Here is a 15,169-nt window from a genome sequence, read left to right as displayed (position 1 = left end):
GGGATATCGCCATGCCACCCATAAAATCCCGCCGAATCAACTCATTGTTTCGTGATCCCTCATTCTCTCCCGTCTGCCATCACGGCTGGAACGGCACCTGCAATGGCCTGCCCACCCGGCCTGCCGGTCCCGTACCCCGATGGCGCGGCGACCCGGGGGGCGCGGCAGATCGGTATCCGCTGAGACACGAGACATCATGACCTTCAGCTACCAGAACCCGGACCGCAGCCGGACCAGCGCCGCCCTTTTCGCCAAGGCCAGCGAAGTGATCCCCGGCGGCGTCAACAGCACCGCCCGCGCCACTTGGTCGGGCTGGGACCCCTATCCGCTCTTCATCTCGCACGGCACCGGCGCGCGCCTGACTGATGTCGATGGCAACGAGTACATCGACTACCTGCTCGGCCTTGGCCCGATGCTGCTCGGCCACCGGCCGCCGCGCGTGACCCAGGCGGTGGTGGACTGCATCCAGGAACGCGGCACGGTCTTCGCCTTGCCGGCGGCGGAGGAGACCGATCTCGCGCGCAAGATCATCGCCGCCATTCCGAGCGTGGAGCAGGTCCGCCTCTGCAACACCGGGACCGAGGCCGTGCTCTACACCGTGCGTCTCGCCCGCGCCTTCACCGGCCGGCGCAAGGTGATCCGCTTCGAGGGCATGTATCACGGCTTCTCCGACGGCGTTTACTGGAGCAAGCACCCGGATCTGGGCCGTGCCGGCCCCGATGCCGCGCCCCGCCCGGTGCCGCAGGGCCCCGGCATGCCGGCGGGCATCGACCAGTCTCTGATCATCCTCCCCTGGAACGACATCGCCGCGCTGCGCGAGGCGCTGGAGCGCGAGGGCGACGACATCGCCGCCGTGCTGACCGAGCCGGTGATGTGCAACACCGGCTGCATCCTGCCGGAGCCCGCCTACCTGGAAGCGATGCGCGACCTGACGCGCAAGCACGGCGCGCTGCTGATCTTCGACGAGGTCATCACCGGCTTCCGCATCGGCCTCGCCGGCGCGCAGGGGCATTACGGCGTCACACCGGACCTGTCGGTCTTCGCCAAGGGCCTCGGCGGCGGCTTCCCGGTCGCCGCCATGGGCGGCCGGCGCGACATCATGGCGCTGGTGGCCGAGGGCCGCGTCTCCATCGCCGGCACCTACAACGCCAATGCCATCGCCGTGGCGGCGGCGAACGCGGCGTTGGACGAACTGGCCCAGCCCGGCATGTACGAACGCCTCTACCGCGTCTCCGACCGTCTGCGCGAAGGGCTGCAGCGCCTGGTGCGCGACCTGCGCGCCCCGGCCCATGTCGTCGGCCTCGGCCCGGTCTTCCAGCTCTGGTTCTCGCGCGAGCCGATCCGCAACTACCGCGACGCGGCCCGCCATGCCGACCACGACGCCTTCCGCCACTGGTGGGAGGGGATGCTGGAGCGCGGCGTGCTGTTCCACCCGGGAGCCTACGAGAACCTCTTCGTCTCCTTCGCCCATACGGAGGACGACGTGGACCGCACGCTTGAGGCCGCCGAGTCCACGCTGCGCGAGATGCTGGTCGCCTGAGCGCTGCCCGCTTCCTGTGACGCCTGGGGCGGCGCACCGCCGCCCCTGGCATGGCGCGCCGCGCAGCCGGCACGGAGTTCCCCATGTCCGCGATGATCCTCACCTTCTGGATGCTCAACATCCTGCTCGACACCGGCGGGCAACTGGCCTTCAAGGCGGCCGCCCGCACCGGCGGCGACGGCATGGCACGCTGGCGGGCGATGGCGGCGCGGCCCTGGCTGTGGCTCGGCCTCGGCTGCTATGTGGCCGAGTTCGTGGTCTGGCTGGCCTTCCTGTCCCTGGTGCCGCTGTCGGACGGCGTGCTGCTGGGCTCGGTGAACATCATCGCCATCATGATCGCCGGGCGCTTCCTGTTCGGCGAGGCTCTGACCCGGCTGCGGGTGGCGGGCATCCTGCTCGTCGCCTTTGGGGTGGCGGTGGTGGGAATCGGCTGATGCGGCGCTTCTACCTGCTGGGCTTCCTGCTGCTGCTTTCCTTCGACGCGCTGGCGCAGATCAGCTTCAAGTATGCCGCCATGGGCGCGCTGCCGGTCACGGCCGACCTCGCCTGGCTGGGCCGGGTCCTGGCGCAGCCCTGGGTCTATGTCGCGCTGTGCGGCTATCTCGGCGCCTTCTTCACCTGGATGGCCCTGCTCCGGCACGCGCCGATCGGCCCCGCCTTCGCCGCCTCGCATCTGGAGGTGCTGGTGGTGATGGTGCTCGCCGTGCCGCTTTTCGGCGAGCACCTGGGCTGGGCGCAGATCCTGGGCGGCACGGCGATCCTGGCCGGGATCGTCTGCCTGGCCCTGAGCGAGACGGACGAACCGGAGGCCGGGGCGGCGGGCACCCACGCCGGGCCGGGGCCGCATCGGAACGGGATGCCATCGACAGCCCCGTCGCCCGGCGCCGTGCCGGGTTGATTCCCACCGCCATGGCTCCTTCCCGGCTTCCGCCGCGTTCCCCCTGGCGCGAACTGCCTCCGACCGCGGGTCTGCCGCTGCTCTGGCGCGACCTGCGCCCGGGCGGCGGTGCGGGAGGGATGGAAGCGGCGCTGGCGGATTTCCTTGGCCTGGAGGAGGTGTTGCTCACCTGTTCCGGCACCGCGGCGCTGATGGTGGCGCTACGCAGCCTGATGGCGCGGAGCAGCCGGCGGCGCGTGGCGGTGCCGGGCTTCACCTGCCCGCTGGTGGCCATCGCCATCCATGCGCTGGGTCTGGAGGTCTGCCCCTGCGACACGCTCCCCGGCACGGCGGAGCTGGACCCGGACAGCCTCGCGCCGCTCTGCGACGAAAGGCTGCTGGCGGTGCTGCCCACCCATCTCGCCGGCCGGGTGGCCGCGCTGGACGCTGTGCTGGCCCTGGCCGAGGGATGCGGCGCCTGGGTGATCGAGGATGCGGCCCAGGCGCTGGGAGCGCGGGCAGGGGGCGTGCCGGTCGGTCTGCGAGGGCATATCGGCTTCTTCAGCCTGGCGGTCGGCAAGGGCCTGACGCTCTATGAGGGCGGCGTGCTGGTCAGCCGCGATCCGATCCTGCGCCAGGGGCTGCGGGACAGCGCCGCCGCCATGCTGCGCCCCGACCGGTGGATGGAGGCACGGCGCAGCCTGGAACTGCTCGGCTACGGGCTGCTCTACAACCCGCTGGGCCTGACCATGGCCTATGGCCGTGGCCTGCGCCGCGCCCTGTGTGCCGGCGACACGGAAGCCGCGCTTGGCGACCGCTTTCCACTCGACGTGCCGCTGCACCGCGTGGGCTCCTGGCGGCAGGCGGTGGGGCGCCGTGCCCTGGCGCGCCTGCCTGACTTCCTGGAAGCGACCCGGCGGCAGGCGCAGGGCTTCGCCGCTCGCCTCGTCCCATGTTCCGGCCTGCGGGTGCTCGGGGACCGCCCGGGGGAGCGGGGCACCTGGCCCGTCCTGGTGCTGGTGTTCGACCGCGCCCGGGATGCCGAGGCCGCGCTGGCCCGGCTCTGGAGGGAGGGGCTGGGCGTCAGCCGGCTCTTCGCGCGCGCCCTGCCGGACTATGCCTATCTCGGCGGCATCGTCCCGGATCGCCCCTGCCCGCGGGCGCGCGACTTCGCGGCGCGTAGCCTCAGCATCGGCAACAGCCTCTTCCTGCGACCGGAGGAGCAGGAGCGGATCCTCTCGGTGCTGCGGGGCGGCGCGGGTTCCGCCTGACTCGCGAAGCCGTCCCGGATTTCGCCATGGGGCCGCGCGACAGCCACCTTGCCCCTGGCACCGGAGGAGGCCAGGGGTGACGCGCCCCGGCGGACGTTCCGCACGCCGCTTCCAGGCTGCCGTTCAGGCGAGGAGCAGCCAGGCCAGGCTGCCCAGCCCCGCGAGCAGGCAGTAGTAGGCAAAGGGGTTCAGGGCCCAGGCCTCGTGCTCGCGGAAGTAGCGCATCAGGAAGGCAGTGCTGAGCCAGGCGGTGACCCCCGCGACGGCAGCGGCCAGGACCGAGAGGCCGAAGGTGCCGGGCGGGATGGCCGCATGCAGCAGCTTCGGCACCTCCAGCACGGTCGCGCCCAGGATGATGGGCGTGGCGATCAGGAAGCTGAACCGCGCGGCGCCCTCGTGCCCGACACCGCGCAGCAGGCCGCCGACGATGGTGGCGCCACTGCGCGAGATGCCGGGGATCAGGGCTCCGCATTGCCAGATCCCCACCACCAGGGCGTCCATTGGCGTGAGCGAGGACATGGAGCGCGGCGCGGTGGCGCGCCCGCGCAGCCTTTCGCCGAACAGCAGCAGCAGCCCGTTGGCCGCGAGAAAGGCCGCGGCTGCCACGGGGGAGCCGAACAGGCCCCGCAGCGAATGCTCCAGCACGAAGCCGACGATCACCGCGGGAATGGTCGCGATGACGATGAGCAGGAGCAGGCGCCGGTTCTCCCGGACCTTGCCAGCCTGTCCCGCCCCCAGCACGCCCCGGATCAGGGCCAGCCAGTCGCGCCAGAAGTAGAGCAGCAGCGCCAGGGCGGTGCCGACATGCAGCATGACCAGGAAGGGCAGGAATTCCGGCGCGCGCTGGTCCAGGTTCCAGCGCAGCAGGGCCGGGAGAAGGACGGCATGGCCGAGGCTGCTGACGGGAAACAACTCCGTCGCGCCTTGCAGGATCGCGATCAGAATGGCCTGGAGGGTTGTCAAGAAAAGCTGCTCCTGCTGTCCGGCACCCGGGCCGGCCGGGGATGGAGTTGGCCCGGGTGCGGGTGTTGGTGTGAGGCCGGAAGGGCAGGGGGCCGGATGAAGCCAGGCCTGGCACGGGCCGGTCCAGGAGTGATCCCGGACCCGGTGGAACGGGCGCGTGGCATGACCGCACCGGGGCACATGCCGTCGGAGCCGTGGCCTGCCCCGAAGGACACGCCATCGCTCCGCGGCGACGGGTGCCGCGCGCTTCAGTCAGGCTCCGCGGTCCGCCTCCCGCTCCTGTGGCAGAGCGCGGCCGTGACGCCCGCGTCGGAGGTGGAACGGAACATCGTCGACGCCTCTGCGGCCCGGAAGGACCCGCACCATGGGGGCGGCGACATTGCCACCTCCTCGCCGGGTGATGTGCTTTTCCCAATAAAGCGTGAGCGGGGCCCGGCGGCGGCGCTTCCGCATGGCCGCAACGCCTGCCGGTACTGGCGGCCGTGGTGCCGCTTCCCAGGCGCGGGCCCGGCTGATAGGCCAGGGCTGGTGCCCCGGTTCGGGTGGTGCCGCCGCTTCCTGCCAGGACCCCTCCCGTGAGTCTCATCGCGACGATTCTCTCCCTGGGCAGCGGCCTCCTGGCGGTGATCGTCCTGGTGCAGGTCATGGCGGCCCGCACGGGCCTGCCGGACGCCACGGTCCTGTCGCTGGCCGGCATCGCGCTGGGCAGCCTGCTTCCCTTCGCCGCGGCCATTCTGCCGGGGCCGGTGCAGGATGGCCTGTCGTTGCTGTTCAGCCCCAGCCTGCCGGCCGAGGCCTATCTCTGGGTCTTCCTGCCGCCGCTCCTGTTCCAGTCGGCGCTGTCCATCGAGTTCCGCGAGATGCTGCCGGACCTGGGGCCGATCCTGCTCCTGGCCGTGGTGGCCGTCTTCGTGGCCACGGCCGTCATCGGCTTCGCCATGGCGGCGGTCACGGCGCAGGGGCTGACGGTCTGCCTGCTGCTCGGCGCGATCATCGCCACCACCGACCCCGCCGCCGTCATCGCCGTGTTCCGGGAGGTCGGGGCGCCGGGGCGGCTCATGCGCCTGGTCTCCGGGGAAAGCCTGCTCAACGACGCTGCCGCCATCGCCATCATGAGCGTCCTGCTGGCGATGCTGAGCGGCGATGCGGCCGCGGCCTCGCCCATCGCCGGATTGCGGGAACTGGCCGTATCCCTGGGGGGCGGGGCCGTCTTCGGCATCGTCGCCGGCCGGATCACCGCGGCGCTGCTCCCCGCCCTCGGCGGGCTCGCCCTGGCGGAGGCGGCCCTCACCCTGGCGCTGCCCTATCCGCTCTACCTGCTGGCCGACCAGGGGATCGGGGTCTCCGGGGTCGTGGCCATCGTCGCGGCGGGCCTGGTGATCAACGCGCTGGGCCGCACGCGGCTTTCGCCCCGGAACTGGACGCATCTCCAGCTCATCTGGGAACAGCTCGCCATGCTGGCCGGGGCGATGATCTTCCTGCTGGCCACGCTGCAGGCCCGCCACCTGCTCGGCGGGATGGAGCTGCACGACCTGCTGCTGCTTCTCGTCCTCGTCGTGGCGGCCCTCGGCGCGCGGCTGCTGGTGCTCTTCGGCCTGCTGCCGCTGCTGGGCTGGCTGCGACTCGGCGCGCCGGTGAGCACGGCCTACAAGCTGGTGATCGCCTGGGGCGGCCTGCGCGGGGCAGTGACGGTGGTGCTGGCGCTGGGCCTGGCGGAGAACCCCGTCCTGCCACCGGAACAGCGGCTCTTCGTCGCCCGCTTCGCCACCGCCTTCGTGCTCTTCAGCCTGCTGGTGAACGGCACCACGCTGCGCTGGGTGATCCGTATGCTGGGCATCGACCGCCTTTCGCCGCAGAACCAGGCCCTGCAGTGGCAGGCGGTGCATCTGGCGACGACCGAGGTGCTGGGACGGATGGCCGAGACCGCCAGGACCTTCCATCTGCCGGAGGAGATCGCCCGACAGGCGGCGGCGGAATACCGCACCGGCATGGAAGCCGGGCTGGCGCAGGAGGATTTCGACCTGGCCCTGCCCGAGCGGGACCGCCTGATCATCGGGCTGGTCACGCTGGCCACGCGCGAGCGCAGCCTGATCCCGCTGTTCAGCAGCGGCGTCATCTCCATCCGCAACCTCGATACCATGATGCGCAACACCGGCGACATGATCGATGCCGCGCGCCGGGAGGGCCGCCTGGGCTACAACCGCGCCGCGCAGAGGATCCTGCAATCGGGCTGGACCATGCCGGTCCTGGAATGGCTCGACCGGCGCCTCGGCCTCCGCCGCCCGCTGGAGAATGCGCTCTCCGACCGCTTCGAGCTCCTGCTCTGCCGGCGCGCGGTCCTGGAGCAGCTCCGCCGCTACAACCAGGCCTCCATCGGCCCGCTGCTGAGCGGCCGCATGACCGTGCTGCTGGACAGCGTCCTGGTGGGCCGGATCGAGCGCCTGGACCAGGCCGTGGACCAGATGCGTGCCCGCTTTCCCGACATCACCGCGACGCTGGAGAAGCGGCTGCTGCTTCTGCAAGGGTTGCGCGACGGGGCCAGGGTGATCGACCGCATACGGGACGAGAGCCTGATCTCGCCGGAAGTCGCGGACCGGATCCAGCGCACCATGCGTGCCTCCTGGCGCATCGCGCTGACCCGGCCGCCGCATCGCCGCGACGGCCGGGAAAGCCGGCAGGACGAGGCGCCGAAGGCCGCGCCCTGACCGCGGCGGATGGCCGGCGCGGCCGAATTCGAGTTCCGGGGCCGCGGGACAGCGGGAAGCGGCGGGAGCGGAGATGGAGAGGATCGGTCCCCGGGGTTGCATTCCGGGCCGTCTGGAACGACGTCCCCGCGCCTTGCCCCCTCCGCCCATCCTGTGGCCATGTCGGCCGGATACCTCCCCCTTTCCCGAACACGGATCGCAGCGAGCACCATGACTGGACCGAGACCCCTCTCCGCAGCCGCACCGGATGGCGCGGCCAGGCCGGACGGGGGCATGGCGGCGGACCCCACGGAAGAACCCGCCACGGAGGTGCCCATCCCTCCGGATCTCGCCCCGGCCACCGCCCCGCGCGGCAGCGTTCCGGCCAGCCTGGCGCCGCAGGACAACGTGCTCGGCGGCATCCTGCTGATCCTCGGCGCGGTCACGCTCTTCTCCTGCTCCGACGCGGTCTCCAAGCATCTTCGCGGCACCCTGCCGAGCGGCGAGATCGTCTGGATCCGCTATCTCGTCTTCGTGGCGATGACGCTCGCGCTTCTGGGGAGGAACCGCTTCCGCGGCCTTCACGCGCGGCGGCCTGGTTTGCAACTGCTGCGCGGGCTCTGCGTCCTCACCTCCTCCGTCCTCTTCGTGATCGGCCTCGGCTACCTCCCGCTCGCCGAGGCCACCGCCATCAACTACGTGGCGCCGACCTTCATCACCCTGCTTTCCATCCCGGTGCTGGGGGAGGTGGTCGGGCCACGCCGGTGGATCGCGCTGCTGGTGGGCTTCGTCGGCGTGCTGATCGTGGTGCAGCCCGGCGGCGGCACCTTCCAGTGGGCGGCCGTCCTGCCCTTACTTACCGCCGCGGCCTGGGCGGGCGCGGTGGTGATCACCCGCCGCATCGGCGTGGCGGACCATCCCGGGACCACGATGTTCTGGACGGCCTGCACCGGCTTCGTGGCGCTGACCCTCTTCCTGCCCTTTGATTTCCGCATGCCGACGGGTTGGGAGCTCGGCCTCGGACTGCTGCATGGCGTGCTGGGCTCGGCGGGGCAGATGCTCGTGGTGCAGGCCTACCGTCAGGCGCCCGCCTCGGTGCTGGCCCCCTTCTCCTATGGCCAGATCGTCACCTCCGCCTTCGTCGGCTATGTCGTCTTCGGCGCTTTCCCGGGGCAGGCCATGCTCCTGGGCTCGGGCGTGATCATCGCGAGCGGCCTCTACACCGCGCATCGCGAAAGGCTGCGGGCGCGGGAACGGCGGGGAGAGGCCGGCTGAAGGCCGGCGGCCCGTGCCTCCTGCGGGCGGCCGCATGGCTTCGCGGAACCTGTCCGGCAGCGGATGGCGGTCCAGCCCGGGCGAAGCCTGCCGGGCCAGGATGTCCGTGCCAACCCGGAAAGGCACCGCGGCGTTTGGCCAGGGCCCGTCCGAGGATGCCGACCGCATGGCCCCTGCCGCCCACCCGCCGCCACGCAGCGGCACGCTCCCCCGTATCCGCTACGGGCTGGACGGGCTGAACGTCTTCCTGGCCGATTTCCAACCTGTCCGTCACCGGCTCGCTTGCAACCCTGCTCTGGCTCGTCGCGATCCGCCGCGAGGGCCAGGACGCCAGCGCCTGGAGCTTCCTGAAGCTCCGCGCCCTGGTCATGCCGCCGGCGCTGCCGCTCTCCCTTGCGGCGCTGATCCACCGGCCCTTCTAGGGCGCAGGGAAAGCCGGCCTTCAGTGCCCCGCGCTGAGGCAATCCCGGTGTGCCTGGGCACCGGCGACGTAGGCGTCGAACTGGTCCTTCGCGGCGTAGTTCGCCTCCGTCTGCCGGGCCTGTTCCGCGCAGAAGGCCGCCCTGTCGGCCGGGCTGGCCGGAGTATTCGCCGTGCGGAGCCCACCGGAGCATCCCGCGAGCGCGCACAGGATCAGCGGATAGAGCCAACGCATGAAGAAACCCCGGAAACACAGAGCGTGGATTACTGCCGTCCCATGCAGTGCGTCACAAGGTCCCCCAGGGTTCCATCCCTCATGTGCCGGGCGCGGGGCCGGTTACGATCGCGAGCGGACCGATCGTGTCACGGCAGACACCTCTGCAACTGGAGGAGGGTATCACGGCGTTCCCGGCATGAGGATTTCATCCCGATCGTACCATTGGTATAGGCGGCCTTCATGCCTTCCAGCTCCCCCCGTAGCCCTGCCTGCGTCCGAATTGCGCCCTGCACCAGGGAGCGAGGGGCATCGGGGCGACGCCGGATAGCCGGCGTGGCCGTCCAGGCCAGGGTCACTGGCGATGGCCGGTCCACCCGATCCTCCGGACAGGCCAGCCGCCCGGCGGACAAGGCGCCGGTGGAGTCCCGATCGTCGTGACCGACCAGAACGAGGACCGTCCCTGGACGGAGGCCGACCGGCTCGCGGCTCTGGACTGCTACGCCATTCTCGACACGCCCCCGGAGCAGGATTTCGACGACCTCGCCCGCTTGGCCGCCGATTTGCTCGAGGCGCCCATGGCCGCCGTGAACCTGATCGCGAAGAGCCGACAGTGGTTCAAGGCGGAAGTCGGCCTGGGCGTGCGGGAGATGCCACTCGACAACTCGATCTGCTCCCGGATGATGCTCCAGCCCGGCGAACTGGTTGTCCCGGACCTCCTGGAGGACCCCCGCTTCAACTGCAACCCGCTGATCACCTCGGAACCGGGGCTGCGGTTCTACGCCGGCCATCTGCTGGAAACCCCGGACGGGCTGCCCCTGGGCACGCTCTGCGTCCTCGACACGAAGCCCCGGCCGGAGGGCCTGACGCCCCGGCAGCGATTCGTGCTGAAGACCCTGGCCCGCCAGGTCATGAGCCAGCTGACCCTCCGCCTGAGCTTGGCGCAGCAGGCCCGGTCGGAGGCGCTCCGGCGGCAGATCCTGGACAGCGCCACCGACTTCGCCATCATCAGCACGGATCTCGCGGCGCGGGTCACCGGCTGGAACACCGGAGCGGCGAATATCCTGGGCTGGACGGAGGCCGAGATGCTCGGCCGGGCGGCGGACGTGATCTTCGTGCCGGAGGACCAGGCGGCTGGCCTGCCGGAGGCCGAGATGGAGCGGGCGACCCGGGACGGCCGGGCCGCCGACGAACGCTGGCACCGCCGCAAGGACGGCTCCCGCTTCTGGGCCTCGGGCGAGATGATGCAGCTCCGGGACGAGCGGGGCGCCCACACCGGCTACCTCAAGATGTTGCGGGACCGGACCGAACAGCACTTCGCCGGCCAGGCGCTGCAAGCGATCAACGAACGCTTCCGCCTGGCGCAGCGGGCGACCCGCGACGCGATCTGGGACTGGAGCTTCGCGGACAACAGCGTGCTCTGGAACGAGGCGCTGGAAGATGCCTATGGCTGGACCCCCGGGCAGGTGGAGCCGACCGGGGACTGGTGGATCGCCCAGATCCATCCCGGGGACCGGACGCGGGTGGATCGCAGCATCCATGCGGTGATCGACGGCACCGGCACGGGCTGGACGGAGGAATACCGCTTCCGCCGGGCCGATGGCAGCTACGCGGACGTGCTGGACCGCGGCTACGTCATCCGCGACGCGGAGGGACGGCCGGTCCGCATGATCGGCGCCCTGCTCGACCAGAGCGAGCGCCGCCGGGCCGACGCCGCCCTGCGCGACCGGGAGAACCGACTGCGGCTGGCCACGGCGGGGGCCCGGATCGGCACCTTCGACTACTGGGTGCGGACGGAGGAGCTGACCTGGGACGACCGCTGCCGCGCGCTGTTCGGCCTGCCGCCCGGGGTGCCGGTAAGCTACGAGGGCACCTTCCTGGCGGGACTGCATCCTGAGGACAGGGTGCGGGCGGACGAGGCGGTGCGGCGGTCCATGGACCCGGCGGGATCGGGCCGCTTTGCCGCCGAGTACTGCACCGTCGGGCTGCGGGACGGGATCGAGCGCTGGGTCTCCGCCCAGGGCGAGACGCATTTCGAGGATGGGCAGCCGGTGCGGCTGATCGGAACCGTGCTCGACATCACGGACCGCAAGAGGGCCGAGGAGGCCCTGCGCGAAAGCGAGACCCGGTACCGCACCCTGTTCAACTCGATCGACGACGGCTTCTGCATCATCGAGTTCTTCGACGGGCCGCACGGACCGTTGAGCGACTACGTTCATGTCGAGGCCAATCCCGGCTACGAGCGGCATACCGGCATCCCTGACATCGTCGGCAGGACGATCCGGGGCTTCGCGTCCGACGAGGCGGATGGCTGGGTCGAGCTCTACGGAGGCGTGCTCCGCACCGGCCAGCCGATCCGCTTCGAGCGCTACTTCGCCGCGGCGGGACGCCATATCGAGGTCTCGGCCGCCCGGATCGAGCCGGCGGGCCGGCGGCAGGTGTCGGTGCTGTTCCGCGACGTGACGTCGCGACGGGAAGCGGAGGCCGCCCTGCGCGCCAGCGAGGCGCTGGCGCGGGAGAACATCCAGCGCGTCCAGCTCGCGCTCGCGGCCGGGGCCATCGTGGGCACCTGGTTCTGGGACCTGCCGACCGACCGCTTCACGGTGGACGAAGCCTTCGCCCGCAGCTTCGGCCTCGATCCCACGCTCGGGCGCGTCGGCCTCAGCCTCGAACAGGTGGTCGCGACCGTCCATCCCGACGACAAGGCGGGCCTCATCGCCGCCATTGAGGACGTCATCGCCCGCGGCGGCGCCTATGCCCACCAGTACCGGGTGCGGCGCAACGACGGGCAGTACTACTGGATCGAGGCGAATGGCCGCGTCGACCATGCGCCCGACGGCACGCCGCTGAGCTTTCCCGGCGTGCTGGTCGACGTGGAGGAGCGCCGCGCCATGGAGGCGGAGCGCGACCGTGCCACCGCCGAGCTGCGCGCCCTGACCGAGACGCTGGAACAGCGCATCGCCGAGCGCACGGCCGACCTGCTGCTCGCCGAGGAGCAGCTGCGCCAGAGCCAGAAGATGGAGGCCGTCGGCCAGCTCACCGGCGGTATCGCGCATGACTTCAACAACCTGCTCACCGGTATCATCGGTGCGCTGGAACTGCTCAGCACCCGCGTCGCCCAGGGGCGGTACAAGGACGTCGATCGCTATGTCGGGGCCGCCCAGGGCGCGGCAAGGCGGGCCGCCGCCCTGACCCACAGGCTACTGGCCTTCTCGCGCCGGCAGACCCTCGACCCCAAGCCGACGGACGTGAACCGCCTAGTGGCGGGAATGGAGGAGCTGGTCCGCCGCACCGTCGGGCCCTCCGTCGAGCTGGAGGTGGTGGGCGCGGGCGGGCTGTGGCCGACGCTGGTCGATCCCAACCAGCTGGAAAACGCGCTGCTGAACCTGTGCATCAACGCGCGGGATGCGATGCCCCATGGCGGCAGGCTGACCATCGAGACGGCCAACCGCTGGCTCGACGAGCGCACCGCTCGCGAACGCGACACCGCGCCGGGGCAGTATATCTCGCTCTGCGTCTCCGATACGGGCATGGGCATGGCGCCCGACGTGATCGCCAAGGCCTTCGACCCGTTCTTCACCACCAAGCCGCTGGGCCAGGGCACGGGGCTGGGCCTGTCGATGATCTATGGCTTCGCCCGGCAATCGGGCGGGCAGACGCGTATCTACTCGGAGGTCGGGCAGGGCACGATGGTGTGCCTGTACCTGCCGCGGCACCTGGGCGAGGCCGAGGTGGCCGAGCCGGTGCCCGAACTGGCCGAGGCGCCCCGGGCGGAACTCGGCGAGACCGTCCTCGTCGTGGACGACGATCCCACCGTGCGGATGCTGGTGATGGAGGTGCTGGAGGAACAGGGCTACGCTGCCATCGAGGCAGGCGACGGCGCCTCGGGCCTGCGGGTGCTGCAATCCGATGCCCGCGTCGACCTGGTGGTGACGGATGTCGGACTGCCCGGCGGCATGAACGGCCGGCAGATGGCCGATGCTGCCCGGGTCGGACGGCCGGGGCTGAAGGTGCTGTTCATCACCGGCTATGCCGAGAACGCCGTGGTGGGCGACGGGCACCTGGAGCCGGGCATGCATGTCATGACCAAGCCTTTCGCCATGGAGGCCCTGGCCAGCCGCATCCGGGAACTGATCGCGGCAGGATAGGCCGCCCCCAGGCCGCGTCCGCTTCGCCGGGTGGCATACGCATGGTGGACCGGGCCTGACGGCCGGGCCTCCGCCGCATTCCGCTCCGCGCGATGCCCGCCGGGGCTTGAGGCCGGGTGCCGCATCGCGTTACGCTTCCCGACGCCGTCATTCCAGCATGTTCCTGGTATCGCGGCCGGCCTGTTCCATCGGGTCATGGGCCGTGACGCCTTGCCACAGGGCGTGGCGTGCGGCTCTTCCGGATGCCGAACGGGCCGGTCGGGGCAGCCGGGCGCGTGCCTGCGTTCGCCCGTGCCGGGAGCATGTCGGCCAGGGGGCATGTTGATGGGGCATCTGATCGTACGGCGCATGTCCGGTCCGGACGATCCAGCGAAGGGCTGATCATGAACTACGTTCCGAAGACCAACGACATCGCCGGGCTGATCGAGGCCGACCGCGCCCATGTCTGGCACCATCTTTCCCAGCACAAGGCCTATGAGACCGTCGATCCGCAGCTGATGGTCGAAGGCCGGGGCATGCGCGTGTGGGATGCCAAGGGCAAGGAGTATCTGGACGCCACCTCCGGTGGGGTCTGGACGGTCAATGTCGGCTATGGCCGTGAATCGATCGCCGATGTGGTGCGCGAGCAGCTGGTGAAGCTGAACTACTTCGCCGGCGCCAAGGGTAGCGCGCCGGGGGCGGCCTTCGCGAAGCGGCTGATCGAGAAGATGCCGGGCCTGACCCGCGTCTATTACTCGAACTCCGGTTCCGAGGCGAACGAGAAGGTCTTCAAGATGGTGCGCCAGATCGCCGCGCGCCATCACGGCGGCCGCAAGTGGAAGATCCTCTATCGCGAGCGCGACTACCACGGCACCACCTTCGGCGCCCTGGCCGCCTGCGGCCAGCCGCAGCGCAATGCCGATTACGGCCCCTTCCCCGAGGGCTTCGTGGAGGTGCCGCACTGCCTGGAGTACCGCAGCCAGTACCCGGATGCCGCGGATTACGGCATTGCCGCCGCCAATGCGATCGAGGAGGTCATCCTGCGCGAGGGGCCGGACACGATCGGGGCCATCTGCCTGGAGCCCATCACCGCCGGCGGCGGCGTCATCACCCCGCCGGCCAGCTACTGGCCGCGCGTGCAGGAGATCTGCCGCAAGTACGACGTCCTCCTGCATATCGACGAGGTGGTCTGCGGCCTGGGCCGGACGGGGGCCTGGTTCGGCTACCAGCAGTATGGGGTGAAGCCGGATTTCGTGACCATGGCGAAGGGCCTGGCCTCGGGCTACGCAGCGATCTCCTGCACCGTGACGACCGAGGCGGTCTTCGACCTGTTCAAGGACAATGCCGCCGATCCGATGAGCTACTTCCGCGACATCTCCACCTTCGGCGGCTGCCTCGCCGGCCCTGCGGCGGCACTGGAGAACATGCGGATCATCGAGGATGAGGGCCTGCTGGAGAACACGACGGCGATGGGCCAGCGCCTGCGCGGCAACCTGCTGGCCCTGATGGAACGCCATGCGGTGATCGGCGACGTGCGCGGCTGCGGCCTGTTCCAAGGCGCCGAGCTGGTGGCGGACCGCAGGACCAAGGAGCCGCTGGCCGAGGCCAAGGTCCAGGCCGTGGTGGCGAAGTGCATGGAGGCCGGCGTCATCATCGGCGCCACCAACCGCTCCTTGCCGGGGCTGAACAACACCCTGACCCTCAGCCCCGCCCTGATCGCGACGGAGAAGGACATCGACCGCATCACCGATGCGATCGACCAGGCGCTGACCGCCGTCACCGCCTAGCGTCCTGCCCG

Annotated in this window: 10 protein-coding genes; 8 read left to right on the top strand and 2 right to left on the bottom strand. The window is 70.9% G+C overall.

The window, feature by feature from the left end:
• The first annotated feature begins 196 nt into the window (after window positions 1-196).
• From BT98_RS25785 to BT98_RS0122555, 4 genes are all read left to right on the top strand, one after another.
• Window positions 197-1,540: an aspartate aminotransferase family protein gene (locus tag BT98_RS25785; RefSeq protein WP_019462092.1), complete on the top strand. Its 1,344-nt coding sequence runs from the start codon at window positions 197-199 to the stop codon at window positions 1,538-1,540.
• 83 nt (window positions 1,541-1,623) lie between these two features.
• A complete protein-coding gene (locus BT98_RS0122565) occupies window positions 1,624-1,974 on the top strand; it encodes a DMT family transporter (RefSeq protein WP_019462093.1) in 351 nt (116 codons plus the stop codon).
• Window positions 1,974-2,438, top strand: a complete 465-nt coding sequence (locus tag BT98_RS25780) for a DMT family transporter (protein ID WP_019462094.1) — start codon at window positions 1,974-1,976, stop codon at window positions 2,436-2,438. Before BT98_RS0122565 ends, BT98_RS25780 begins: the two co-directional genes overlap by 1 nt.
• An 11-nt stretch (window positions 2,439-2,449) precedes the next feature.
• On the top strand, window positions 2,450-3,688 hold the full coding sequence (locus tag BT98_RS0122555) for a DegT/DnrJ/EryC1/StrS family aminotransferase (RefSeq protein ID WP_019462095.1): 1,239 nt from the start codon (window positions 2,450-2,452) through the stop codon (window positions 3,686-3,688).
• A gap of 123 nt (window positions 3,689-3,811) precedes the next feature.
• Here the strand turns inward: BT98_RS0122555 and BT98_RS0122550 are convergent, their stop codons facing one another.
• Window positions 3,812-4,651 (bottom strand): undecaprenyl-diphosphate phosphatase, encoded by an 840-nt coding sequence (locus tag BT98_RS0122550; RefSeq protein WP_019462096.1) that lies wholly within the window; start codon window positions 4,649-4,651, stop codon window positions 3,812-3,814.
• 575 nt (window positions 4,652-5,226) lie between these two features.
• On the opposite strand from BT98_RS0122550, the gene BT98_RS0122540 reads away from it, so the two are divergent.
• On the top strand, window positions 5,227-7,356 hold the full coding sequence (locus tag BT98_RS0122540; protein WP_019462098.1) for a cation:proton antiporter: 2,130 nt from the start codon (window positions 5,227-5,229) through the stop codon (window positions 7,354-7,356).
• A 273-nt stretch (window positions 7,357-7,629) separates the two neighbouring features.
• The gene (locus BT98_RS0122535; RefSeq protein ID WP_019462099.1) at window positions 7,630-8,610 is read left to right on the top strand and encodes a DMT family transporter; all 981 of its coding nucleotides are present in this window, start codon (window positions 7,630-7,632) and stop codon (window positions 8,608-8,610) included.
• Between the two features lie 442 nt (window positions 8,611-9,052).
• Here the strand turns inward: BT98_RS0122535 and BT98_RS0122530 are convergent, their stop codons facing one another.
• Window positions 9,053-9,265, bottom strand: a complete 213-nt coding sequence (locus tag BT98_RS0122530) for a hypothetical protein (RefSeq protein ID WP_019462100.1) — start codon at window positions 9,263-9,265, stop codon at window positions 9,053-9,055.
• Window positions 9,266-9,681: 416 nt separating this feature from the next.
• Between BT98_RS0122530 and BT98_RS27045 the strand changes: the two genes are divergently transcribed.
• The gene (locus BT98_RS27045) at window positions 9,682-13,392 is read left to right on the top strand and encodes a PAS domain-containing protein (RefSeq protein ID WP_019462101.1); all 3,711 of its coding nucleotides are present in this window, start codon (window positions 9,682-9,684) and stop codon (window positions 13,390-13,392) included.
• Between the two features lie 383 nt (window positions 13,393-13,775).
• A complete protein-coding gene (locus BT98_RS0122520) occupies window positions 13,776-15,158 on the top strand; it encodes an aminotransferase family protein (protein WP_019462102.1) in 1,383 nt (460 codons plus the stop codon).
• Window positions 15,159-15,169: the final 11 nt, after the last annotated feature.

The organism is Roseomonas mucosa ATCC BAA-692 (assembly GCF_000622225.1).
GTDB lineage: Bacteria > Pseudomonadota > Alphaproteobacteria > Acetobacterales > Acetobacteraceae > Roseomonas > Roseomonas mucosa.
Note: the sequence above shows the minus strand (reverse complement) of the source record. Positions and strands in the feature narration are given on the sequence as shown.

Coding starts and splice junctions, on each gene's coding strand:
- BT98_RS0122520 (WP_019462102.1), top strand. CDS start 13,776: ATGAACTACGTTCCGAAGACCAACGACATCGCCGGGCTGATCGAGGCC.
- BT98_RS0122530 (WP_019462100.1), bottom strand. CDS start 9,265: ATGCGTTGGCTCTATCCGCTGATCCTGTGCGCGCTCGCGGGATGCTCC.
- BT98_RS0122555 (WP_019462095.1), top strand. CDS start 2,450: ATGGCTCCTTCCCGGCTTCCGCCGCGTTCCCCCTGGCGCGAACTGCCT.
- BT98_RS25785 (WP_019462092.1), top strand. CDS start 197: ATGACCTTCAGCTACCAGAACCCGGACCGCAGCCGGACCAGCGCCGCC.
- BT98_RS25780 (WP_019462094.1), top strand. CDS start 1,974: ATGCGGCGCTTCTACCTGCTGGGCTTCCTGCTGCTGCTTTCCTTCGAC.
- BT98_RS0122565 (WP_019462093.1), top strand. CDS start 1,624: ATGTCCGCGATGATCCTCACCTTCTGGATGCTCAACATCCTGCTCGAC.
- BT98_RS0122535 (WP_019462099.1), top strand. CDS start 7,630: ATGGCGGCGGACCCCACGGAAGAACCCGCCACGGAGGTGCCCATCCCT.